Annotated in this window: 25 protein-coding genes; 6 read left to right on the forward strand and 19 right to left on the reverse strand. The window is 40.1% G+C overall.

The features are described 5' to 3' along the window. Positions 1-29: 29 nt before the first annotated feature. Entirely contained in the window at positions 30-1,283 is a 1,254-nt protein-coding gene (locus tag KTO63_RS09125; RefSeq protein WP_217790951.1) for a hypothetical protein, read from the forward strand. Here the strand turns inward: KTO63_RS09125 and KTO63_RS09130 are convergent, their stop codons facing one another. The 16 genes from KTO63_RS09130 to KTO63_RS09205 all read right to left on the reverse strand — a co-directional run bounded on the left by KTO63_RS09130 (position 1,284) and on the right by KTO63_RS09205 (position 14,056). Further along, positions 1,284-1,577: a hypothetical protein gene (locus KTO63_RS09130; protein ID WP_217790952.1), complete on the reverse strand. Its 294-nt coding sequence runs from the start codon at positions 1,575-1,577 to the stop codon at positions 1,284-1,286. It lies immediately after the preceding gene. Between the two features lies 1 nt (position 1,578). After that, positions 1,579-2,751 (reverse strand): hypothetical protein, encoded by a 1,173-nt coding sequence (locus KTO63_RS09135; protein ID WP_217790953.1) that lies wholly within the window; start codon positions 2,749-2,751, stop codon positions 1,579-1,581. 10 nt (positions 2,752-2,761) lie between these two features. Beyond that, a complete protein-coding gene (gene traN / locus KTO63_RS09140) occupies positions 2,762-3,592 on the reverse strand; it encodes a conjugative transposon protein TraN (RefSeq protein WP_217790954.1) in 831 nt (276 codons plus the stop codon). 25 nt (positions 3,593-3,617) lie between these two features. Further along, positions 3,618-4,973, reverse strand: coding sequence for a conjugative transposon protein TraM (traM, locus tag KTO63_RS09145; protein ID WP_217790955.1), 1,356 nt, complete (start codon positions 4,971-4,973; stop codon positions 3,618-3,620). 6 nt (positions 4,974-4,979) lie between these two features. Continuing rightward, the gene (locus tag KTO63_RS09150; protein ID WP_217790956.1) at positions 4,980-5,435 is read right to left on the reverse strand and encodes a hypothetical protein; all 456 of its coding nucleotides are present in this window, start codon (positions 5,433-5,435) and stop codon (positions 4,980-4,982) included. Between the two features lie 2 nt (positions 5,436-5,437). Next, a complete protein-coding gene (gene traK / locus KTO63_RS09155; RefSeq protein ID WP_232373108.1) occupies positions 5,438-6,043 on the reverse strand; it encodes a conjugative transposon protein TraK in 606 nt (201 codons plus the stop codon). 30 nt (positions 6,044-6,073) lie between these two features. Beyond that, complete coding sequence (gene traJ, locus KTO63_RS09160; RefSeq protein ID WP_232373109.1) at positions 6,074-7,177, reverse strand: conjugative transposon protein TraJ; 1,104 nt, start codon at positions 7,175-7,177, stop codon at positions 6,074-6,076. 38 nt (positions 7,178-7,215) lie between these two features. Beyond that, the gene (locus tag KTO63_RS09165) at positions 7,216-7,845 is read right to left on the reverse strand and encodes a TerB family tellurite resistance protein (RefSeq protein WP_217790958.1); all 630 of its coding nucleotides are present in this window, start codon (positions 7,843-7,845) and stop codon (positions 7,216-7,218) included. A 26-nt stretch (positions 7,846-7,871) separates the two neighbouring features. Further along, a complete protein-coding gene (locus tag KTO63_RS09170; RefSeq protein WP_217790959.1) occupies positions 7,872-8,486 on the reverse strand; it encodes a hypothetical protein in 615 nt (204 codons plus the stop codon). A 12-nt stretch (positions 8,487-8,498) separates the two neighbouring features. Further along, entirely contained in the window at positions 8,499-9,176 is a 678-nt protein-coding gene (locus KTO63_RS09175; protein WP_217790960.1) for a conjugal transfer protein TraI, read from the reverse strand. A gap of 7 nt (positions 9,177-9,183) precedes the next feature. Next, positions 9,184-9,573, reverse strand: coding sequence for a hypothetical protein (locus tag KTO63_RS09180; RefSeq protein WP_217790961.1), 390 nt, complete (start codon positions 9,571-9,573; stop codon positions 9,184-9,186). Positions 9,574-9,615: 42 nt separating this feature from the next. Continuing rightward, the gene (locus KTO63_RS09185) at positions 9,616-12,054 is read right to left on the reverse strand and encodes a TraG family conjugative transposon ATPase (protein ID WP_217790962.1); all 2,439 of its coding nucleotides are present in this window, start codon (positions 12,052-12,054) and stop codon (positions 9,616-9,618) included. A 2-nt stretch (positions 12,055-12,056) separates the two neighbouring features. After that, the gene (locus KTO63_RS09190) at positions 12,057-12,374 is read right to left on the reverse strand and encodes a DUF4133 domain-containing protein (protein ID WP_217790963.1); all 318 of its coding nucleotides are present in this window, start codon (positions 12,372-12,374) and stop codon (positions 12,057-12,059) included. A gap of 9 nt (positions 12,375-12,383) precedes the next feature. After that, positions 12,384-12,713 carry a DUF4134 domain-containing protein gene (locus KTO63_RS09195; RefSeq protein WP_217790964.1) on the reverse strand — a complete coding sequence of 110 codons (330 nt, stop codon included), beginning with the start codon at positions 12,711-12,713 and terminating at the stop codon, positions 12,384-12,386. A gap of 121 nt (positions 12,714-12,834) precedes the next feature. Next, positions 12,835-13,020, reverse strand: coding sequence for a hypothetical protein (locus tag KTO63_RS09200; protein WP_217790965.1), 186 nt, complete (start codon positions 13,018-13,020; stop codon positions 12,835-12,837). 295 nt (positions 13,021-13,315) lie between these two features. After that, positions 13,316-14,056: an RteC domain-containing protein gene (locus KTO63_RS09205; RefSeq protein WP_217790966.1), complete on the reverse strand. Its 741-nt coding sequence runs from the start codon at positions 14,054-14,056 to the stop codon at positions 13,316-13,318. A gap of 204 nt (positions 14,057-14,260) precedes the next feature. Between KTO63_RS09205 and KTO63_RS09210 the strand changes: the two genes are divergently transcribed. From KTO63_RS09210 to KTO63_RS09230, 5 genes are all read left to right on the forward strand, one after another. Next, a complete protein-coding gene (locus KTO63_RS09210) occupies positions 14,261-14,440 on the forward strand; it encodes a hypothetical protein (protein ID WP_217790967.1) in 180 nt (59 codons plus the stop codon). 104 nt (positions 14,441-14,544) lie between these two features. Then, the gene (locus KTO63_RS09215) at positions 14,545-15,519 is read left to right on the forward strand and encodes a helix-turn-helix domain-containing protein (RefSeq protein WP_217790968.1); all 975 of its coding nucleotides are present in this window, start codon (positions 14,545-14,547) and stop codon (positions 15,517-15,519) included. 118 nt (positions 15,520-15,637) lie between these two features. Next, positions 15,638-16,081 (forward strand): MauE/DoxX family redox-associated membrane protein, encoded by a 444-nt coding sequence (locus tag KTO63_RS09220; RefSeq protein ID WP_217790969.1) that lies wholly within the window; start codon positions 15,638-15,640, stop codon positions 16,079-16,081. A 31-nt stretch (positions 16,082-16,112) separates the two neighbouring features. Continuing rightward, positions 16,113-16,385: a DUF6520 family protein gene (locus KTO63_RS09225; protein ID WP_217790970.1), complete on the forward strand. Its 273-nt coding sequence runs from the start codon at positions 16,113-16,115 to the stop codon at positions 16,383-16,385. A 142-nt stretch (positions 16,386-16,527) separates the two neighbouring features. Further along, a complete protein-coding gene (locus KTO63_RS09230) occupies positions 16,528-16,812 on the forward strand; it encodes a hypothetical protein (protein ID WP_217790971.1) in 285 nt (94 codons plus the stop codon). A gap of 52 nt (positions 16,813-16,864) precedes the next feature. Here the strand turns inward: KTO63_RS09230 and KTO63_RS09235 are convergent, their stop codons facing one another. From KTO63_RS09235 to KTO63_RS09245, 3 genes are read right to left on the reverse strand one after another with little or no spacing between them, the layout of a single operon-like run. Further along, entirely contained in the window at positions 16,865-18,163 is a 1,299-nt protein-coding gene (locus KTO63_RS09235) for a TlpA family protein disulfide reductase (protein ID WP_217790972.1), read from the reverse strand. A gap of 42 nt (positions 18,164-18,205) precedes the next feature. Further along, the gene (locus KTO63_RS09240) at positions 18,206-19,573 is read right to left on the reverse strand and encodes a RagB/SusD family nutrient uptake outer membrane protein (protein ID WP_217790973.1); all 1,368 of its coding nucleotides are present in this window, start codon (positions 19,571-19,573) and stop codon (positions 18,206-18,208) included. Between the two features lie 10 nt (positions 19,574-19,583). Continuing rightward, positions 19,584-22,880, reverse strand: coding sequence for a SusC/RagA family TonB-linked outer membrane protein (locus KTO63_RS09245; protein WP_217790974.1), 3,297 nt, complete (start codon positions 22,878-22,880; stop codon positions 19,584-19,586). Positions 22,881-23,008 lie beyond the last annotated feature (128 nt).

Here is a 23,008-nt window from a genome sequence, read left to right on the forward strand (position 1 = left end):
AAATTCCTACACCACATATTGTTCAACATATGACTGGCGAATACCTATTACTTTATTTTAAAGAAGGCAAATGTTTTATTACTGCTGAAAAGACTTTGGAGCTGGAGAAAATTGATGTACTTGCAAATTATGATACTGGCGAAATAAAGCAAGGTATCGCTTGGAAAGTGCAGATAGCACGTTTAGATAAAAATAACAGGAAATTGTATTGCCATTTTATATCTATCGAAAGTGCCAGGATAAACTTTCCTTCCTATAATGAAGCACAGCTGGAAATACTAGCTGCCATAGAAAGCATTTCTATTCCAAACATCGACACCCATTGGCTTTTGAAAACGTTTAAAATCCTAAAACCTAATTTCAATTATAAAGAACCAATTCCCCCAGCTTATAAAGACTTTGACAGTTATGTCGCGCCCATGCACCAACCTGTGAGAAAACCTGTAAAATCGTTTAAGACAGAAACCTTTTCAATTTCGATGAAAGATATTCAATTCTATAATGGCTGTGTTTTGCTTAGAAAAAAATTCAAGTGGGTTAGCCAGGAAGTAGAATTTATCATCAATAACAACTTTCTAAAAGAGGAACATGATGCCATCAAAAATTACTTTGCAAAAATCCTCAATGCAAACAAAATTAGCATCAACGCTACCTTAGAATTGGAAGACAACATCGTTGTAGGTCACAAGGCACAATCGCCGGAAGTTGAAAGGATCAATGAGACCTTGATTGAAGAAGTAAAGATCAATTTCACAAAATCCATTATAGATAAAACCGCAGACAAACCCAAAAACCTATTCAGTATGGAGGAATTTATTGCCGAGTTTGGGGAGGAAACATTTAAACCAAAAATATTTTATCCTGATGAAAAATCATTTATTGATTCTCTGCTAAAAGTATCTGACCGAAAGCATTACAAACACTTGGAATATCTTTCTTCAATCCATTGTCATTCTATCATGAAGCTTCGGTTTATTCCTAAACCATTATCATTTATTTTCCTTTTGGAAACTACAGATTCGTTCGTTTTCTTATGGGAAACATTGGATACGGCAGAGGCCACATATATCTGGGAAACGCCTAAAGAAGTAAAGCAATTAAAAGATGAAATAGTAAAATTGGACGAAGTACTAACCCTGATAAAAACAGAAGGTAAAAATCAGTATATCGCCTCCAACCCAAACTCCTTCCATCGTATCTTTCATGACTACAGCAACACTACAAATAATTTCGACAAATGGAAAAATGATTTGCAGAAAGCGCTGAATTCAATACTGCCCTGATCAATCTAACTTCTCATTAATAGTAATCAGGCTACCTGTAACAGGAGAACGGGATGGTTGATAGGATATGAATCTTTTCTCAATGAGATTTTGCAGGTATTTGTAATAGGTTCCCGCACTCTTGATTTTGGCAGCAACCATCAGTTGCCTTGCTTTTATTTCAATGGGCATTTTTCTATCGTGTTGCTGGTACATAAAAACGATCGTCAAGTACAAACTGATATGGGAAGGCCCCATTGTCGGGTCTTCCCTTGCAACATCCATAAACTCATATACCAGTTTGTCGATATTCACTTTAATGGTGTTTGTGTTTTATACTTTGCTTGCGTGTCTTTTGTTCAGTGGCCTGCTTTAGCGTTTGTTTATGGGACTCTTTCAAATTTTCAGACTGTCCAAGTTTTGCTTCGGCCTCTGTTGGTTGTTTCATTCGCTCCTTCAACTGTACCGCCAGTTCAGTTCCTACCAATCCCTTTTCGAGTAGCTTTTCAGTAGGAATACGCTGCTTGTCAAGGTCGTAGACATTCAGCTGGCTCATGGTTACTACCGGGGATATGTATAGCTTTTCTTCTTTCCCATCAGCGCCTACAAAAGTGGCCTTTTGCAAATTTCCCCTGTTGAGTGAATCAACCAGGTTGGCTTTATACTGATCATTGGTCAGTTCCTTTATGGGATACTTGTTTAATACAGATTCCAAATCAAACCCGTAGTTTTTTGTGTACTGCTTCATTTCGAAATTACCGGTCTCCAATTTGTTTTTCAAATTGAGCTGCACCCACGAATCATAAGCATTGCCTTCGATATTGGTCATGTGCTTAAACACCGGCCTACCGGCAAGAAGGTTATACCCTTCTTTTAAAGTGAAAAGATTATCGGGGTTCTTCTCACCTTCTGCATTCATGCTTTTCACTGTGTTTATGTAAAAAGTTTGTTTTGTCTCGCTAAGCTGCCCTTCCTTCTGCAATGACAGGTCAAACTTGTTCAAATGATAGTGATCAGAGGATTCCGACTTTCGCAGGTGCAAAGTGGCATTCACCTTATCTCCGTCAAACTCTTTCTTAAATACATGTTCGATGACTGGAACACGCTCGTTCATTTTTTGTTGCAGTTCCGGAGTAAATGCCTCCGCGAAACCTGTTCTTTGCAACTGCTTTTCGTTGAATGTGATTACATTTTCCTCCATAAAAATTGTATTGTTTTGTGAATGAATAAATTTGTCCAGATCAAACCCGAATTTTAAATCTGCTTGCAAATCCTTGATCGATGAAATACGTACTGCTTCGAAACATTCATACTCACCAATATTTCTATAGCAATATTCTTCAGCTTCATCTCTGTCACTAAATGTGCGGACATCCTCTTTTTCGAGAAAGTATTTATAGGTATTAAATGCAAGCCAGCATTTTCCATGATCCAATCCACTTTGAATTTTTCTTAAAGCATCATCTGTTATTACATATTCCGTCTCCATGATATGAAGCTTATTTTATTGCGTGGACCTTTAGCAACCTGCTTGCATCAATGGTCAAATGGATACTACGGCCTTCATCTTTTTCAAGCAAGGTTATTAACAACCGTTGTTTGGGTGCGATGGAAAACACTCTCGTCGGTATTACTAGCACACCTTTAGCATTGCCTTCAACGACCTCCTTTGAACTTGCAAGAATTGGAATCTCCTTTTCCTGCGAGGCGGATCTTTTTGCTTTGTGTTTATCCTTTATATTTAGGCGGACGTTCTCAAGATCAAATTTGAAAGCAGACTGGTTATTTATCGCCACTTTAAAAAAGCAGATGTCATGATAGAGATAAATACCACAAAGCTTTAACCCTATCCCCTGTTCACGTATTGCCTTTTGCATAAATGGTTTCGCACGTTGTACCATTGATATTCCCTCCCGAATCATCGCTTCATTTTCTCCAATGGGTAATGCTTCTGTCTTACTAACAGAATCATTTTGGAACATGAGGTTTAGATGGGTAGGATTGTCATTATATGCCACAAGAAAAGAGTAAAATTTGCCATCAGAGGTGACTACCGATAAATTCGTGGTATCGGCATTTTTGCCTGAAGCTTTCAGTTGTAAAATATTACCCACATGCTTTGCTTTTTGGACAAGCACATTGGATGTACCCCTGTCAACACTGATGACAGGATATGGAAAAATCAGGTTGCTTGTTTTGTTCCAGGTGATGTCAATCGGATAAGGGGCGATCACGTTCCATTTACTTTTCTCCGCCGCGGGCTGCGCCATCATTGAAGGCGATATAAATAAAAGAAAAATGATGAGCCACAAAGGTGTCATTCTGCACATAGTCGTTTATTTTAGTTTGGGATAATTAATTACCAGATGTTTTGTCCAGCAGTAACACTTGATATCCTGCTCTAACGGATACCCGCACTTGCTTTACCTTTTTTCCGATTAGTGATTTTGCTGCCTGTATGCCGGCACTTGCTGCCTGGGCTCCAATAGATGGATCAAGTGATGAAATACCCATACTTTGAATCGCCTGGTCGGTAGATTGTTTGGCTACGTCTCTGCCAATCGCCCCTGGCATATAAATACCCTCCATGCCATCGAGATCATACACGGATAATTTTACAGGCAGTATTGAACTGCCGCGGCAAATTGAATGAATCTCAATTTTCAACCGTTCGTTCTGTAAACCAACTTCGCCGTAAATCGACTGCCCTTTTGGAACAAGTACACCATTGATGTACACTTCTTCTACAAGTTGCAGCTTTATTGTAGAACCACTTACCAATACCTGTTCTTCTGGTATCATCGCTTTTATTGCATTACCTGCTCCGTTAGTTGCATCGTTATTATCCACTTCATCCAAAGAGTAAAATTTAACGCTGCTACCCGTGACAACTGATTTTGGTTCAGTTTTACCAGCGCTATTCCTGCTTTGCAACATGGTAACAGGTAGTTCATTGCTATTCGCCTCCACAGGGAAGACCTGCTCCTTATTTTTAATTGAATTTTCCAGCAGGGTATTTTTTACTCGCTCAGGATGCTGTATATCAAGGATCTTTTCAAGCATGCCATTGATCTGATCCATTTCCGGGTTAGTAGTGTTGCCCGTTGATTGCAATTGCTGCATCATCGATTCAAGCCTTGTAATATCATTATCATTTGTTGAAATACCGTTCTGGCTGCTCTGTAGATCAATTGATCGTTGTCCTGGCGATGGCCTCTCTTCCTGCAGCGCTTTATTTAATGCATCCAGCTTTTGATATACCTTCAGTTCATTGGGATCTTTTGAAGTAGTTGCAACCGATGAATATTGCAATGCACTGGTGTTATAGGGATTGTTGCCGCTTTTGCTTTTTGTACTAACCGGTAGAAGGTTCGTATCAGTTGGTTCTACAATTTCCATCGGAGCAAGCTTATAGTAGGGATCACTTTTAGCAAGGGATGCTCTCTTCGCCGCTTCCTTGTCCGCAGCTTCATAAAAATTAAGTTTGCTCCAACTACTATCTTTCATGCTCGGTGCGCCAGGTAATGTCGTGTTTAATCCATTCGACTTTACACTTGAATGCTCATTTTCTATTTTGCTTCCTATAAGACCGGTGGACCAAAATAAAAAGCTGATAAGTGGAAGAACAAACAGCGGCACCAAAACAAGAAATTTTCTTTGCCGCAAAAACTTCGGTGTATAACCCGCTTTGCTGTTAGATGGATGTATCATTGGTAATTATTTTATTTGTGTTTGATATAAATCGATGAGTTGGTTAAGACTGTCAATCAAACCAGGGTTGGCACTGGTGATTAGGCTATACTGTATACGGTCATGCGTCCTTAGACTATCCAGGAACTTTTTGTATCGCGTAAGATTATCCAGGATAATGATCGAGTTAGATTTCATTTCCTCCGGGCGGTAGTGTTGCAATGGCCTGATACGCACTTCTGGAATTAGTATTATTACAGGTTCTTTCAGCGATCCCCGAATGATCTGTCCACAAACCAGGAATACAACAGTGCAGAAAATAAATAACAAAATTTGCCATTCCCACTTGCTCCATGTCTTTGTTTGCTCCTGCAGCCATTTGGCAAAATCTCTGGCGTGCTTACTGATCAGCGAGACCGCTTTGGAAACAATTGGATGAGTGCTAAGCAAAACGGTTCTCTTCCTTTTAAATAATTTCAGCATAACTAACGGTTGACTGTTTTTTCATCGCGGTTTTCTATCGTGTGCCATTTTTCCACGAGGAAACCATGACTGTTGTTTTCACTTCTTTCCACGTTGCGTAAATAGCCTTCAGTTATCAGCAGCCAGTAGACGATGGACGTGGCGCGGATAATTTGTTGCGTCCCATAGCACCGGAAATAATACGGGTAAGTATCTACATTGATTTGAATGCTGTCAATGCTGATTTGCTGGCTGATGTTTCCTGCAATGATGTTTGAATAATACCCTGACTCTTTCAGGTTCTCATATTGTCTTTTTGCAGAAGCATCCGAGAGATACAGCGCCTTGGTGATATTGCGCTGGATGACTTTATCATCGGGGTCGAGCGTAAAAAAATAATGGTGGAACATATACACATGATCCTTCGCCTCCACCGGTATATTGTCTTTCCTGTCGGCTGCCAGCGCTTCCAGCGCCTTACCACTAGCCAGCACATATACTTTATTTTTCGCAATGGACGCGAGCTCGTAACTTTTGTAGATCACAAATCCACAAAGCACCAGTGACCCCAAAATAATTACGAACGTAAAGGCTCTTACATACCGGAAGGCGGTATCTATATGTTTCATTTTTGAAAACATTACATATGTTTTTGTTGATTATAGTCCCATCATTTCGCGGCCCTTTTCTGCCGTCTGGTTAATGGCCGTTCCTGCAAGATTGGTAGTTGACTGCACAGCCGTTGAACCCAGTGCAGTTGCTTTGGAAGTGATCCCATCACCTCCACCGACCCATAAGATCTGGTTGGCAATAGACGGCACAGTGAAATATCCAATGATCCCGATGATTAAAAACACGAGGTATCCCATATCGGTACGGCTAAAGAAAGTATCTCCATTTTGATTGATCTGCGTGAGATCAATCTTCAACATATTCTCCTGGATCTTTCCAATCAAGGCCCCGAATATATTGGCTATGGGCAGCCATAAGAATACATTGATATACCTGGCGAGCCAATGCCTGATGGTATGTTGAAACCCATCAAAGACCGAAAATCCAAAAGCGAGTGGTCCGAGTATGGCAAGAATGATTAGATTAAATGTCCGGATGGTATTGATGCAAAGTGATGAAGCAGCAAACAAAACCTGTAACACTTCACTCATCCACTCCTTGATCGAATTGCGAAAACTGTAGGACGCTTTTGCCATAGCAAACTTTATATCATTACCTATTCCATGGAGCAAATCTTCTTTATTTGGGTCTTCGTCATAGGTGTATTTATACCACTTGCTCCTATCACCATTGCCATCTTCCCCCACATACATTTGCCAGATATCTGATTGTTTGATTGCTTCTTCCTTTTGTTTTAACAGCGCCGCAATCGCATCATCCGAATGGTTAACCATTGCCGCCGTTCCGGTAACCGTGGGCTGCATGACGCCATTGATGAGCTGGATCACCGAAGGAAAGATGATGATAGCAAAGCCAATCACAAAGGGCCTGAACAATGGATAGAAATCAATGGGCTCCGCTCTTGCAAGATGCCCCCAAACTCGATAAGCGATATACCACATGGCGGCAAAACCAGCGATACCCCTTCCCACTCCGATCAACTGGGAACAAAGAGGAATCAGTTCTTTATAGAGTTGATCAAGCACCGAATGTAGTCCCTTGATATCATCACCCAGGCCATTCTGAGCGAATAGCGTGGCCGGCAAAAACTGCAACACGATTCCTACACTTATCTTACTACACATTTTCATACGCCACGATTTTTAAAACATTTTGATCCTATCAATTATCATTTATAGTAATGCTGCATACCTTTTATTTCATTTGATTCCTTCAACCGCTGCCCCATTAGAATTGAATTACTGTTATTGAATGACCGGAGAAATACCAGTTTATCTTCCATGTCCTCAAATATTTTATCGATGGCCTTCAAACGTTCGTCATCACTCATACGTAATTTCTTAGCGGTAACAACTGTCAGCAGATCATCCAGGTTTTTTACAGAAAGTGTGAACAGGTTATCGTACACTTTACTGATATAATCGAGTTCATCAACGCTGAACCATCCACTTGTTTTAAACCTTGCAAGCGCAGCTTTGTATTCCTTAACCAGCATTATCTGATAATCTACAATATCTGCTACCCGCTTGTACTTTTTTACAGTTGGGCTGACTTCGAGTAAACCATCCAGGAACACTTTGTGTAAATTGAAATTTCCTTCGGATAGATCTTTAATGGTTTTGTAACCACCGGATAAAATCTCGTACCCTTTTTTCAGGTCAGCCAGGATTTGTTTGAACTGCGCCAGTTTTTCAATATTCAAAGCAAGTTGAGCAAGTTCAGTGGCCTGCGCTTCCACCTTGCTGCTTAGGCCGGCAGTTAAAAAGAAAATCACTAATATCAATACCTTCATTTTCATACACCACTTTTAAACTTTTCTGATAACTATTTTACATCAATTACCTGCTTGAAATGATCTACATCTTTTTGCTCCTTTTGCTTTTGTAAGACGAGCAACTGCACATCCGTTTTAAATGACCTGCTAAATGAATACAGATCCTGTGCTTCCATAAAGACTTCATCGATCCGTTTTATTCTTTCATCATCGCTCATTTTTAATTCGGATGCAGTAATAAGTGATTGCAAAAAAGAAGACTGAAGCGTACAGTTACCTTTAACATTGGACGCCGCTTGATCCACATAGGCTTTTTCATTTTCGCTGAAAAGACTGTTGGAAGCTACGTTTACCCGAAGATTATCCATCTCTTCCCTCGCAGCATTCAGCAACACAAAACCTCCCACTGTTTTTGCATAGTTTTTTATTTTGGGATTGATGGATTCCAGGCTTTTGAAAAAATCGCCGTCGAGTGTAAAATGTGCCTGCTTAATATCCCCGATGGTCTTCCATCCCTGCTTTACAATCTGGTAGCCCTTCTGAAGTAATTCGATATACGCTTTATTCGCGGCTATTTGTTGTAAATACACTTTGATTTGCTGATTCTGTGCGTTGCTCTTGATGCTAAATAGCACGATCAAAAAAAACATCCATACCTTTTTCATACCCTTTGCTTTTTAGTTACCCGGAAGCCCGTAATAAAGTCGCATCGTTTTAAGTTCATTCTCATCTTTTGATCGCTGCAAACTTAGCAGCGTGCACTGCCGGTTAAAATCCCTCAGATCATTTAGATTATCATCAACCTGTTTTGCGACCGAGCTAATAATTTCGAGTCTCCTGCCATCTGTCATCTCCGTATTGAAGGCATCAATGACTAGAAACAATTGATCGAGATTGTCCACACTTTGATCCATGATACCTGTGTACACTTGCGCCATATACGTGATCTCACCAGTAGTAAAATGCTTATCCTGTTTAAAACGGTTAAAGGCAACCTTATACTCGTCAACCAACAGCTTTTGCTTTTCGATGATTTCTTTTACTTTTTTATAAGTGCTGATGGCATCCTTTATTTGTTTGAGTTCATCGAAGTATTGCTGGTACTGTTCTTTGTGCTTCTTTGTCCAATCGGTGATTTCATCGAGCTTCACTTTTGAGAGAATATTTTCCAGGTTCTTCTGCACTGTTTGTAACCAGATCGTTTTATTCTGCAGGCGTTGTACGGCCAGGTCAGCTGCTTTGATCGCAGCAATAATGGCCTGCCTTACAATCTCCCATATAAACGCATGACTTTGCTGAGTGGGCATAAGGGTGAGCGTGCAACAAAGCACGAAGCCAATACATAACCGTTTCATCGATCTACTATTTTTTTGTTATTTTATCATATAAGGTTCGATTCGACATCAACTGATTTTTCGCGGGGTCAAATACTATGATGAATCCTTGGTTTTGAACAATCAGCTGATGCAGCTTTTCATCATAAACAGCAGTCCACTGTGATGTTTCATGTTTGGGAGGAAAAGTCCGTCCATCAATATGTTTCTGATATCCTACCATTTTGTCAATCAAATAGACTCCAGCAGATTCATCCTGCAATTTTATCATCAATGTATCCGAGCCATTGGTATACTCATTGTGAATTTGTCTCACATAGGTTCCAGGGATAAACTCGCGAATTTTGTCTGAAGCTGAATTCATGCAGCCACTAAGAACTAATACTGGCACAATCAAAAACAACATTGAAACTTTCATAAGATGTATTTGTAGGTTAATGAATACAACGTTTGAATGAAGTCACTTCCCATTCTTAATATCATCTACCAGCCTGGTTATTCCTTTTTCCATGCTCCCATAGGTTGCTGCATACTGTAGCACTTTAACCCTTTCCCTTCCATCTGTTGTGAAGGCAAAGTATTCTTCCGGGCAGAGTTCATTCTTATAGACTTTGGAAACATGTCCCCCGAGATCGATAAAAATCTCGCGGTTATCCTTGTTGACCGACAAGAGTATGGTTTTGGATTTCTCCGATAAACCAAGCGTGTCCTGCAGCTTATCAAACTTGTTGATAAACTTGCGCATGTCCATTAGTATTTTGATATCGGCGTTATTGATGATCGCATCTTTGATGATCGGTGAATTAACCAGGTCATCCAGTTCCTGCGTGATCACGCAAGGGATACCATTGAACTTGCGAATGGTTTTAAAAGCATATTTTAAAAACTCTGCCATCCCTGATTTTGCTATGGCCTTCCACGCCTCATCGATTACCAACACTTTTCTTTTACCGGAAAGCTTGCGCATCTTGGAGATGAACATTTCCATAATGATGAGGGTAACCACGGGGAAAAGAATTGGATGATCTTTAATGGCATCGAGTTCAAACACGACAAATGGTTGGTGAAGGAGATCAAGATTTTCTTTGGCATTCAACAGGTAATCAAACTCTCCATGATAATAGGGACGCAATACGTAGAGAAAATTGCTGACATCAAAATCACTTTCTTTCACATTGTGCGCCTTTAACACGTGTACATAATCTTCCTGCAGGTATTCATAAAAAGTATTAAAGCAAGGAAATATTTTTGGCCTTTGTTGCAGGTATTCATAGTAACCGGAAAGCGCATTGGAAAGGGCCACATATTCACTTCGATTGAACCTTTCATTCTCCTGTTTCCAAAGAGCAATCAACAGTGCCTTCAGGCTTTCCTTTTTCTCTGTATCAAGAATATCACCTTCTGCTAAATAAAAGGGATTAAAGCGAATAGGGTTTGATTCTTCGTACGTGAAATAATAACCTTGTACCAGTTCACATAAGCCTTTGTAACTACCACCAATATCAACCACTACGCAGTGGGCCTGCTGATCATACAATGTTCGCAGGATATGGTTAACCGTCATACTTTTTCCTCCCCCGCTGGTTCCACAGACGAGCATGCCCATATTCGAAGTAACACCTTCCTTTCTAGGCGCATCAAACAAGTCTACATAAACCGGCTTACCGCTCAACCGATCACAAAAGCGGATACCGTTTTCAGGCAAACAACTTTTGTAGTTGGTTTCAAGTGTCAGAAAACAAGATGCCTGCTCTGCGAATGTTTCAAAAGTATCATTGAGAGGAAGATCTGCCGCGTTGCCCGGAATGCCTGCCCAATATATCTGCGCAGCTCCTACAGTTTCCTGTTTTGCCACCGCGTTCATTTGCGCAAGTGAAGTAGCAACCATGTTTTTTATCTCCTTTAATTCTTCTTTGTGATCTGCCCAAACGAGCAAATTAAAATGTGCCCGGACCGGTAACCTTGCCTGGCTGATACATTCATTTAAAAATTCATTGACCGCATCCCTTGCAATCGCATTCTCCCGGCTGTAATTGCTGAGCGATTGCAGCCGTAATCTTTTACTTTCCAGTTTCTTTATACTGGACTGCGCATCCCCAATAATGATATATTGATTGTAGATATGATCGCAGGGCAGCAGTAGTCCAAGAGAGGACGCAAAACCAATACTGAACTTTGTCCTGTCTGTACTGAACTTTTCATAGGTAACCTTGCTGGCGCAGAGCGCTGGCATATCTTCTGTATCTGCAAGCGTGTAAAGCTGAACGTGTTTATCACCAATTTTAAAATCATCTTTAAACTGGACATCGTTAATAAACACGGGCTCATTAGTGGAGGACAGGTTGCAATACCTTTCTATAATACCGGCCTTTGACGACGCACTCAACAGTTCATTATCTTTCATTCTTCTCATACCGATCCCTACGCTTTCCAGTATCCGTTGAAATTGGCCGCACACATCCTCAAACTCTTCAATGGCAAGCGGATTGATGGTTTGTTCCGCAACAATGGATGATCTGAATAAATTACTAACGATGGAGCTTGCTGCTTTTCTGTTACCTGCTTTCTTAGTAATAACAATAAAACTTTCATGGGATAAATAGGGTCTCCCTTCAAAATGCTTTGCACTGGTTGCTTTCAAAAAGCCATTATTTCTAATCTCGGGTGAATGATATAGGGTACGGTTAAACCAATCCTGCTTATGAAGTATACTATCTTTTGGCAACACTTTAATGGCTTTGACCAGTCCCTGGTGGATGGCTTCATAGTTTTCATCACTGAGCGTAAAGATCTCAGGCAATGAACATTTGAAAACAATACTGATGTCTCCCTGTTTGCTGACAATCGCGTCATGCTCCACATCCATAATGGGTAATATGTCGGTTAGCCACTTTTCCATTACTACTTGTTTTTAATGAACAGCTTTCGCGAATTACATTTTATGACCTTTGGAACTTTTCTTTGTGCCGCTCGTTTCATGAGCCCATGTTGCCCGTATGTTTTACTCATGCGGTACACCTGGCTAAACAGTAGGGCGCCACAACCAACGATGACAAGCAGGCACAGGTAAGCATTGACACCGAGCACATACATGATCGCAAACATTACTAATAAACAGAGTAAGCCACCGGCCAGCCACCAGATGTACTGCGCCTTCAACCCTTTGAATTCGATGCTGGCGTTTACTCCTTTGTTAATTGTATAAATGCTTGCTGCCATTACTGCTTTTTAAATTCCAAAGAATGATTTTAATACGGTTGCCACCACCACCAGGAAAACACAACTACCAAACCAGGCCGCTGCCGTTGAACCTGTATCTGGGTGGCCGTTTGACCATTTCTGGTACACTTTCACTGCGCCAATCAAACCAAGAATGGCACCCACCGCATACATCAGGTTACAGCCTACATCAAAATAGCCCCTCACCTTCGTGTTAGCCTCCTGTATACCGGCCACCCCGTCCTGCGCGTATAATAGTCCTTTACACATTACAATTACGGCAACCAGTAGGACTTCTTTACGATAGCATGATCCAACACCTTTTTTCAATCTCCACATAACGCTTGTATTTAAAAGTCAAAAAATCCTTACAAAAACTTTCCGGTCGCTAGCCCTGACCTGCCCCCACAAATCAATCATTACCAAAGTGGCAGCTCCCGGAAAGTACAACCTACACAACCTATCCTTCAACAGGATCTTTCATATCATTAACAGGTACTGACGCTTTTTGATTTGTTACTCTTTTTATCCCAAATACATTCAAGAGTTCATACTTAAAATATTTTGCGCCAATGAACCCGTAATACAGGACAAGCAAAAGAGACATCATTTTGCAGTAGCCCGTCCAATCTATTATTTGCATCATCTCATTTTCTTTTGGTTAGATATCCTCGTTGTTTGCCAACAAAGATGCTATCATAAAAAAGCGTTTTTTCACACTACGACCCGTATACGGTATGACTTTTTTTAAAGTTTTTATTTTTACGCTATCGGTACGAACTAAATGCCGATCGGTATTTCCTTCATAAATTCTTGTTGTATATAAAATCCAATAGAATATTTTCACACTATGACCCGTATACGGTATTAGTTTTTTTAGGTACAAAAGCCCTTTTTGAAAGCCTGCGGTCATTCTCCGCGAGAGGCATTCAATTACTTTTTTACAAATACTGTTTGGGATTTTCGTCGGAATCATCCATACGTTGTAGCAATTTATCAGCAAGCGATTCGAGAAAGGCGGCACGGTTGCCTTTCCTTATCCTGATCTCCTGGAATATTCGGTAATAGTTGCCAAGATCAATAGCAAACATTTGTTCAAAATAGGTGGCGAGCAATTTAATATCCGCAGCGCCATTATTAAACACGCCCGTAGATTGTAAAGCATACAGCAACTCAATCAGTGAAGTCTTAGAACCTGTCCAGGCAACGGGTTGGCGGGATCCGACAGGCATTCTTACAATGTCATCTTTTCTCTCAAGATCTTCCAGTGAACCGATCAGGTAGATTCGTAACAATTCATGCGCATGAATTTTCGCCACCCTGAAATCATGGCTGGTAGAAAACGCTGGATCGGCGTCAAAATGATAGGTGTCAAGCGTAAGATAAATATCCTGCCGGCCTCTTAGAAAATATTTCTCATCGAGATAAGTGGCGCCAGAACGATAATACTGGTAAAACTGGAGATTCTCTTCAAAGTAATGCGTTAAGCGCCTGAGTTCTTTCTGCAGATATTTTTGTTGGGTTTCATTGCTACCGGTGGGACGACGCGTTTCAATTTTGTAGACTTTGAGAAAATATATCAACTTGCTGTAGAAGCGGGGTTTCTCTTCTTTAAAAAAATGTATCTCCTCCTCCTGTGTGTTGAACACATAGGCAGTAATATCTTTTCTTAGTTGCTCCATAACGCTTTTAGCGACCTGTATAGATCGTTCAGCCAGCGGTAATATCCTATCGTCCTCTTCTCCTGCAATCTTTTCTAAGGATACTTCTAGTTGGTTATAGAGCTTTTGACAAAAGGGAGCATACTGATCTTTTTGTTGTTGAAGGTCATAGGTAAAGTTTGGGATAAAGATCGGAGTTATAGAGGCGTTTTGAAAGCAGCTCCAATGAGTAAATGTTTCGAAAATGGTAGAAAATTATTTGCAAAAAGATATCTAAACAATTTTGGTATTGCAGCCAACATGTTATTCTCCAAATACAACAATATCATATACCACAAAGCGGGTATAAGGCTCACATATACTGCCAACAAATTCGGTAATTATCAACGTTATCATGGTAAATGATTTATTTTATATTCATCTGGATGCATCTTCCCTATTAATACACTTTTTATCAGTTGAAGATTTTTGTATTTTCCTATTTATTGTCTCACTGAACCTTATTGCTTATGATCCGCCTGTATTCTGATGTATATGGACAACTTATGCTCTCTCCTAAAATGCTGAACGGATATGTTGGAGATATTTTACCTGGAAGCGAGCCACTCTCTTACAATGGCGAAGCAGGCGAAATCCTTATCCAGCAAAGGTTCTTCGATAATTTTTCATTTTTCTGCGCCTATTTTCTTTTCAACCAAAAATCAAAGGTCACTATTGATCACACCGGTTTTACCTTTCAATACCTGCTCGGAAAAGAGGAGACATTTAACACCCATATTCAAGGTGCAGGAAAGTTCTTAATAAGAAAGGAACACTTCATTCTTGTTCAGGATCCTCTGAAACAAGCTTCTTTTGTTTTTGAAAAAGGTAAGAATTATTTCGCAATTGGGTCATCCTTCGGTCTTGACTTCATTGAAATGTTTCTGGAGGAATTCATAGCCCTAAAAAAGAATCTCAGGCGCTTAAAAGAAAACAAACCTTTTGCAGTTACCAAATCTCCCAGGTTTGCTCCACGCAAAATTATGGATGTTCTTTACGAGATTATTCACTGCCCATTTTCAGGCCAACTGGGAAATACTTTCATGGAGAATAAAATTGAAGAGCTTTTTATGTTACTACTGAGCGAAGCATTTAATAAACCTGAGAAGCAAATTTCCTTATCGGAAGAACAACAAGAGGCATTACATGAAGCACGTAGGATCATACTCGAGGATATCAGCAAACATTTTTTATTAAAGGACATCTCCAGGAAAATACATTTGAACCTGCATGCTCTTAAGAAAGGTTTTAAACAATTATTCGGTAAAAATGCCTACGATTATCTTATTGAAGCAAGATTGCATGAAGCCAAAAAACTATTAGCGGAAACAGATAAGCCTATTAAGGAGATCGGTGCGATGGTCGGTTATTCTAGACCCAGCAGTTTTGGTGCAGCCTTTACTAAATACTTCGGATATCCACCTGCCTCTGTCCGTAAAAAATAGGGCTACTTTTTTAACAATATTCTCTCCCATTTGCGAAATAAATCCCCAAAAAACTAATGTAAAGAATCACAAACTTTACACAAGCATTTTTGCCTGACCATTATTAACCTTAACCTATATGCGAAATATCAAATCAGAAATCATTGCAGCGATACTAGTGTTATTGTTTGCTTATACTGCCATTCAAAAATATATTGATCACAATACTTTCCTGCTCACTTTAAAAGATTCGCCCTTATTTCACCATATCGCTGGTTTAATATCATGGATCGTTCCTATTACAGAATTTGGCGTCGTAAGTCTTCTATTGTTTCCGACGCTCCGGAAAACAGGACTGTTTCTTGCAGCACTCCTACTTGCATCATTTACATTGTACATAGGATATATGCTCATCTTTATTCCTAACCTACCTTGCTCATGTGGCGGCATTATCAGTTTATTATCATGGAAACAACATTTGGTATTCAATATATTTTTCACGTCGCTTGCCACTTACGGTTGGTATGATATCAAATCAAATAAAAATATTGCAATCAGGAGAAGCCCAACACCTGTGACATAGTAGGCACCATTTTAAACTTTACACACTTTTTATGAAACAGTATCTTTTAGGCTTTGTTGCCCTCGTAACAGCGATTACTTTGAATTCATTTACCTTAAGAACAGAAAACCATCGTGGGACTACCAACATCTATAAATACCTGGATTATCCCAACGATGCTTTTATCAACAACTCCGCGCATTACCAACAAGTGAGCAGCATTACTTGTCCGGGAGGTTCACACAGATGTGCGGTTGAAGCACAGGATGATGGAACCGGTTTACCAGACCTGACAGTTCCGTACACTCCAAGAACCAAGAATTAAACTTGGGAAAAAGGGCATGCGGCCATACCCAAGCATCATAGGTAAGTTCTTATTCCAATGGGTATGAACTGCTGCCCTTTTTTTGGTGGCATGCGAATTAAAAACGGCATCTATATTTTAAATCTGAAAACATTTGTTTTATATGAAAAAGTATTATTTGGGAGCAGTCGCTCTTTTAACAGCAATCACTTTGAATTCGTTTACGATTAGGACAAGCCATAAAGGGATTACCAAAAATTTCGTTTACACGGCCTACCCTAATGATTCACAAATAAACAATCCGGCATTTTACCAAATGACAGGTAATGACGGACAAGATCCATGGACTTGTTCAGGCACGCTTCACCGCTGTGCGGTTATAGCACAGGATGATGGCACTGGATCACCTGACCTCACTCAACCCTACACCGTTAGAACCCGAAATTAATCGGTAAGGTTGGCTGGATGCAATGATCAGGGATCATGCTCCAGCCCTTTTTTTATTTTTTGTCTTTAATAACGAGTATATCTATATCCCTTAAATCCTTGACTAGGTCAAGCCCATGTTTTTGCAACTCTTTTCTAACTTCTTCCATTCTTGTCGGTTTTTCAATGCCATCCATCGACACACTCATTTCAGGATCCTGGTTCCTATCAGTTTTTGTTTCGTCTATGATTGGCGTTTTAATGTCCACATTGCTATCTTTCAGGTATTGATATACTGAAAAGCCTTTATTTCTGTACTTAGACTTTTTATCACGCGTAGAAACCTCCATACTATTTACTACGGTTGGATTTGCTCTTTTATCGACAAGAATCAGGCATTCAACTTTTCTCTTTTCAACTGAAGCTATAAAAGGAGAATAGATGTTCAAATCTCTGCGCATAGCAGCATACAATTCGCGTTGGTCCCTACCCGGAATAACCGCTTCATAACTTGCCCTTTTTGCTTTCCAGGTATCAGCCAAACTATCAACATAAGGACGCGTCATAAAATCAATAGTGCTGTCAGATTGAACTTCCACGCGATTATTCTTACTAAATGTTCCATCACCAAACGAATTGTTATAAGCAATTTGGAACAATGTTTTTATTGGATAATTGACCACTCTCAGGATCTGGGTATCGCTTGAAGTATCCGTCACTACTTGAGGGAAAGTGAATTCTACTCCATCCAGAGCGGTTGCATACAAAGTATGATACTTGATTGCCTTATCCCATCTTCCGTTACCTTCTGCATAAAGATTTGCTTCGTCATTAAATCCTAACAATTCTTTTTTATGGGAAAATGCTAAATGTTCGCCACGGAAAAACTTTTCAATATTTTCTGCTGTGGCGTTTTCATAACTTGTTATGTACCTGATAACACCCCGTTGATCAATCCAAACATGATGGGGAACACTTAAATGTGGAAATAACCTGTTCAATATTGAATCCCCTGTCATCATGGGTGTCGTTGGAAGGGACTTCATTATCTTTTTTAAATATCTTTCAACATTCGCTCGCCTATCATTACTGACCATCATTATTTGAACATTGTCTTTAAACTCCTCCTGCAAAGAATCAAGGTGCGGCATTGCCTGTACACAGGAACTACAGCCTATGCCCCATAAATCTAAAATGATGAGTTTGCCTTTTAGATCATTAAAAGATTTTCCCGGTGGATTGTTTAATAAGGTCTCACCAAAAATAATATTTGGCAATGTATCTCCAGGTTGCAAGCCTTGTTTGGTAGAGGTTTGCGCATATAACACAATTGCCGATGCAAGAAGGCATACGCACATGATTATCCTTTTCATACCGTAGTATAAATTTAAAGTGTAAAAAAAATGAAGTTGTAATTAGTATCCTTTGTTCTGCGTCAATGCGGGGTTTAAATTGATTTGACCAATAGGTATTGGCCAGAGGGTATCGCTCGGTACCCAATCAGGTTTGATAATGCTTAATACAGTAGCAGCCCTTCCAGTTCGTTTCAAATCAAACCAGCGATGTCCCCATTCAAAACATAGTTCCATTCGTCTTTCCTGCTCTATCGCTTGTAAAATGCTATGCAGGTCATTAGCAGTCGTAGGTTTAAGACCCGCTCTTGCACGAATAACATTTATGTCTTTAACAGCAATTTCTAAATTTCCCAATTGCGCATTGGCTTCGGCACGGATTAAATACAATTCAGCCAGTCTCATGACCACGTAATTTTCAGACACTTCCAGGCTAGTACGCACTTTATACTTAAATGGATAAAAGAGGATTTTGCCATTAAAAACGCGAGATTTTATCCATGCCGCTTTTCGAAGATCCCCTTCTTCAAAAGCATCCAGCAATTTTGTCGTGATGAGAAATGACGGCTGTGTATTGTTGTTGGCCGGCAATATCAAATTGCCTTCTGTCGTATTATAATTGGGAAGTACCGGTTGCAGTTGCCAAATCGCCTCCGCACTTTCTTTTTGGAAAATAGTTGACAGATCATTGTCTAAATGAAATTGATTATTAGCGATGACCTCACTCGTTGTTATGGCTGCATTTGAATAATCATTTGTTTCTAACTGAATTCTTGCCAACAGAGTTTTTGCCGCCCATTTGTTTGGCCTTGTTCTTTCGGGTTCCGGATAATCATCAGGAAGTAAATCAATGGCTTCTTTAATATCATTCACCATCTGCTTATACACTTCGTATTGCGATGTTCTTGGAAAGTTCATATTGACTTTATAAGATGAAGTCAACTCCAATGGCACATCTCCGAAAATATCTACGAGGTAATCATAACAAAAAACACGGATGAACAAGGCTTCACCTGATAGCCTTTGTTTAACTGCGGATGTAAGTACGGTAGATGCTTTGAGTTGTTCAAGTGCAAGATTGGCCGCATAAATATATTTATACATGGGTATCCAAAAACTACTTTCAATAAGCCCGTGATTGGTTTGTGAGATATTGCTTGCGGTAAATTCGTCAAACCTACCAGGCGTATAATAGTACAATTCATCTGCATACAAGCCTTCGAGCAAAGAAGTATACCCGCTTGAAAATTGATTGGTACCATTCATCATCTCGCTGTAAATACCGGTGATGGTTTCAGTTGCCGTCGCATCATTTGTAAATGGTTTAGGGTTTACAATCTGATCATCCGGTGGATCAATCGTTACGAATTTTTTACAACCATTTGCAATGGTCAATATTATACTAAGTAGAAGTATGGCAATTGTTTTCATGGTCAATTTTTTAAAATGAAAGTTTAACGCCTGCTGCAATAGTTACCAAAGGTGGCAATGTGGTTGTGCTTTTAGATTCCGGATCTAATCCTTTGTAACTGGTTATGGTTGCGAGATTTTGGGCCTGCAGAAATACTTGCGCACTTGCCAATTTTACCCGGCTCAGCAGTTTATCGTTAAGACTATATTGTATTGAAATATTTTTAAGCCGGATGAATGAGGCATCGGTCAATATAGCGCTTGATTGGTTTACAAAATCAGTCGCCTGAACAGCCGCACCGGAATAGTCTTGTGAATACAGTTGGTATGGCCTCAGGTCACCAGCCGCTTGCCAACGATCCAATACCAAATTGCTTTGGTTAGCCATGAGACCCGGGGTTGAATACGAACCATACACTGGATCAATTCCTTTCTGTTTCACAAACTGTAAATGAATATCCAATTGCCAGTTTCTATAACGAAATGTATTTAATAGTCCCCCATAAAAGCTGGGATCAGTAGTGCCAATGGTTATATAATCTCCGGTATTAATGATGCCATCTTTATTGAGATCATTAAAACGGTAAACCCCATTTTCGGGATCAACGCCAAGAAACTGGTAACCTCTTTTTAGATTCAACGGTTCACCAATTTGGTATCGAGTGGCATATGATGAACTTTCAAGTCCCGGAAATTTATCAAGACTGTTTTTTGTAATGCTGATATTGAATGCAGTCTTCCAATCGAATTTTGATTTTCGAATATTCACTGTTTGCAGTTCTATCTCCCATCCTTTGTTGCTCACGACACCGGGGAAATTCATAAGGATGCTAGTGGCACCCGTCTGCCCGGGCAAACTGTATTGAATGATTTGGTTGGTACTCCTATTTTTGAACCACGCTGCATTGAGCATAATCCTGTTTTTTAGAAAGCCAAACTCCACAGCAATCTCACCTTTGATATTATTTTCCCAACTAAAATCAGGATTGTATAACCTTGAAGGTCTGAGTGCCGGTTGTCCCTGGTAAGGATAACGTGTAATAACATACGTATCCAGGTACTGGTAATTTCCTATCCTATCATTGCCTGTGATGCCATAACTACCGCGGAGTTTACCGAAGGATAAAAAGGGCAGTTTATTTTGTACAAACTGTTCTTCCGAAAATATCCATGCGGCACCGATTGCGCCGAAGTTGGCAAATTGTTTTCCCGGTCCGAAGCGGCTGGAACCATCTCTTCTACCGGTTGCATTGATCAGGTATTTACCTGACCAGTTGTAATTGATCCTTGCAAAAAGCGCATTGTAATGATATTGATTGGAGGTACTGTTAACAACAATATTTGGTGCAGCATTGATAGACTTCAGCAGCAAGTCACTATTGTAACCATAGCCATCAGTAACCTGTGATTTGTCAATACTTTCCTGGAAAGTTGTACCGAGTAGCACGGCAAGTTTTCCTTTCTTTCCAACCCTTTCGTTGTTGTATTCTATTTGGGGTTCAATGTTCCATATTTTTTCAGAACTGATCCCAAAGGAGTTGCTTCCCTGTGGCAAATAAGACGGGTCCTGTGAGGAAATCGGATAAAAAGCATTTTCGTTGAACAAAAACTGGTTATAGCCCAATGACGTTTTTAATGTTAGGTGATCAAAAAACTTATAACTTATAATTCCTGTTGCAGTAAACCTGTCAGTTGATGTATTGTAAGGTTGTTGCAAAGTGCCATAAGGATTACCATTGGATATGGTGCCGGGTTTATCCTGCCATTGCAGCGCTCCTGTTGAATCGTAAGGCGCATACATATTGGGTGGCAAATAGATATAAGCCGTCATGTCTTGTTGAGGTAAATGTGTTTCCTCGTCGGTATAAGATGAACTGAAATTAAAATTGAATCGCTTGTCAAGGGATTGATGTGCGACAAAAACATTTCCATTTATGCGCCTGTCAAAAAAATTACCGGTAAACACTGTTCCATCATTTAGATAACCCAACCCAAAACCAAATTTGGTATTGGCATTACCACCGCTTAGTTGAACCTGGGCATTTTCGGAAAGAGCAGTTTTACCGATTAGCATTTTTCGCCAATCATTATATCTTGAAGTGTCCCATACCAATAAATCAGGAGCGTTCGTCTCATCCGGCTCTATCGCGTCATTTTTAAACGCCTCTCTGCGCATCATCAGGTAAGTTGGCGTATTCATCAGGCCCATTGAATTCCGGACCTTTGAAAAATTTTGAGCATACGTAAAACTCAAATGGGTCCCCCCTTCTTTATACTTTTTCGTTGTAATGAGAATCACTCCATTTGCGCCCCTGCTTCCGTAAATGGCAGTTGCATCGGCATCTTTTAAAACCTCAATGCTTTCAATGGTAGAAGGATCAATATTATTAAATGGACTATTAGCAACCAGGCCACTTCTTTTAGAAAAACTGGTAACATTGTTCAGGAAAGGTACACCGTCGATGATGTACAAGGGATCAGTTCCACTTTGAATGGAGTTCATTCCCCTGATAAGCACTTTGAAATTAGAACCCGGCAACCCATTGCTTTGCGTTATTTGTAAACCGGTGATTCTTCCCTCCAAAGCACCAAGAGGATTGGCAACAGGTTGCTTGCTGATTTCATTGGCGGTTAGCCTGCCTACAGCACCTGTATTCAGACGTCGGGTGGTGGTGCCGTAGGCTATGACGATGGTTTCGTCAAGGGCTGCAACCGCTACTTTTAAGAACACATGAGAAAAGTTTTCTTTTATGATCGTAATTTCTTGGGGTACGTAACCGACACTACTAATAATCAAAACGGCTCCTTTGGGCAATGCGTCAATAACAAAATTTCCTTTGTTATCTGTATTCTGATAGGTCTGTGAGCCTTTAATCTGGATGGTTGCTCCTGGCAAAGCCTCGCCTTGTTCATTGCTAACTATACCGGTTACCCGTAACAGCTGTAGGGAATCTTTTTGGTTGCTTTCAGGTTGCCTGCCTGATGATTTAATGGTGATGTAATGGTCCTCAATCTGATAGGTCAAACCAATGTTTTTAAAACATGCGTCTAACACTGAATTAATGGAAGCATTTTTTAAATGAATTGAAACTAGTGGACGACTTGCCATATCCTCACGGGTATAGAAAAAATGGAAGGAACTTTGTTCCTCGATCAGCGCAAAAACCTTTTCAAGAGGTTGCTTGTTTACCGATAGGGAAATCTTTTGTGCATTTGCACTTTTTGCAGAGAGAGCCAAACAAACAAATAGTATCCCTACTACCTGCTTGAGTGAAGGTACTTGACATAAGCGTTCAGGCAATAGCCTGCCATATGCAGCTACATGCATAGTTGTGTTGGTTTTAACTTGAGAGAATGCAGTTTTTTAAATTCCAGGGTTGTGCTGGCCGGTGAACACCGACTGCCCTTTTTCAATTGAATACCGGAGTGCCTTAATACTCACGGCGCAGTTTGAAG

It is taken from the genome of Pinibacter aurantiacus, from assembly GCF_019130065.1.
Taxonomy (GTDB): Bacteria; Bacteroidota; Bacteroidia; order Chitinophagales; family Chitinophagaceae; genus Pinibacter; species Pinibacter aurantiacus.

Excerpts from the sequence above, each read along its gene's own strand:
- KTO63_RS09125 (WP_217790951.1), top strand. The coding sequence starts at position 30 with ATGACTGGCGAATACCTATTACTTTATTTTAAAGAAGGCAAATGTTTT.
- KTO63_RS09205 (WP_217790966.1), bottom strand. The coding sequence starts at position 14,056 with ATGGAGCAACTAAGAAAAGATATTACTGCCTATGTGTTCAACACACAG.
- KTO63_RS09135 (WP_217790953.1), bottom strand. The coding sequence starts at position 2,751 with ATGGAGACGGAATATGTAATAACAGATGATGCTTTAAGAAAAATTCAA.
- traM (WP_217790955.1), bottom strand. The coding sequence starts at position 4,973 with ATGATACATCCATCTAACAGCAAAGCGGGTTATACACCGAAGTTTTTG.
- traN (WP_217790954.1), bottom strand. The coding sequence starts at position 3,592 with ATGTGCAGAATGACACCTTTGTGGCTCATCATTTTTCTTTTATTTATA.
- KTO63_RS09210 (WP_217790967.1), top strand. The coding sequence starts at position 14,261 with ATGAGTAAATGTTTCGAAAATGGTAGAAAATTATTTGCAAAAAGATAT.
- KTO63_RS09175 (WP_217790960.1), bottom strand. The coding sequence starts at position 9,176 with ATGAAACGGTTATGTATTGGCTTCGTGCTTTGTTGCACGCTCACCCTT.
- KTO63_RS09170 (WP_217790959.1), bottom strand. The coding sequence starts at position 8,486 with ATGAAAAAGGTATGGATGTTTTTTTTGATCGTGCTATTTAGCATCAAG.
- KTO63_RS09235 (WP_217790972.1), bottom strand. The coding sequence starts at position 18,163 with ATGAAAAGGATAATCATGTGCGTATGCCTTCTTGCATCGGCAATTGTG.
- KTO63_RS09150 (WP_217790956.1), bottom strand. The coding sequence starts at position 5,435 with ATGCTGAAATTATTTAAAAGGAAGAGAACCGTTTTGCTTAGCACTCAT.
- KTO63_RS09195 (WP_217790964.1), bottom strand. The coding sequence starts at position 12,713 with ATGTGGAGATTGAAAAAAGGTGTTGGATCATGCTATCGTAAAGAAGTC.
- KTO63_RS09165 (WP_217790958.1), bottom strand. The coding sequence starts at position 7,845 with ATGAAAATGAAGGTATTGATATTAGTGATTTTCTTTTTAACTGCCGGC.
- KTO63_RS09180 (WP_217790961.1), bottom strand. The coding sequence starts at position 9,573 with ATGAAAGTTTCAATGTTGTTTTTGATTGTGCCAGTATTAGTTCTTAGT.
- KTO63_RS09215 (WP_217790968.1), top strand. The coding sequence starts at position 14,545 with ATGATCCGCCTGTATTCTGATGTATATGGACAACTTATGCTCTCTCCT.
- KTO63_RS09220 (WP_217790969.1), top strand. The coding sequence starts at position 15,638 with ATGCGAAATATCAAATCAGAAATCATTGCAGCGATACTAGTGTTATTG.
- KTO63_RS09230 (WP_217790971.1), top strand. The coding sequence starts at position 16,528 with ATGAAAAAGTATTATTTGGGAGCAGTCGCTCTTTTAACAGCAATCACT.
- KTO63_RS09185 (WP_217790962.1), bottom strand. The coding sequence starts at position 12,054 with ATGGAAAAGTGGCTAACCGACATATTACCCATTATGGATGTGGAGCAT.
- KTO63_RS09200 (WP_217790965.1), bottom strand. The coding sequence starts at position 13,020 with ATGATGCAAATAATAGATTGGACGGGCTACTGCAAAATGATGTCTCTT.
- KTO63_RS09245 (WP_217790974.1), bottom strand. The coding sequence starts at position 22,880 with ATGCATGTAGCTGCATATGGCAGGCTATTGCCTGAACGCTTATGTCAA.
- traK (WP_232373108.1), bottom strand. The coding sequence starts at position 6,043 with ATGAAACATATAGATACCGCCTTCCGGTATGTAAGAGCCTTTACGTTC.
- KTO63_RS09240 (WP_217790973.1), bottom strand. The coding sequence starts at position 19,573 with ATGAAAACAATTGCCATACTTCTACTTAGTATAATATTGACCATTGCA.
- KTO63_RS09190 (WP_217790963.1), bottom strand. The coding sequence starts at position 12,374 with ATGGCAGCAAGCATTTATACAATTAACAAAGGAGTAAACGCCAGCATC.
- KTO63_RS09225 (WP_217790970.1), top strand. The coding sequence starts at position 16,113 with ATGAAACAGTATCTTTTAGGCTTTGTTGCCCTCGTAACAGCGATTACT.
- traJ (WP_232373109.1), bottom strand. The coding sequence starts at position 7,177 with ATGAAAATGTGTAGTAAGATAAGTGTAGGAATCGTGTTGCAGTTTTTG.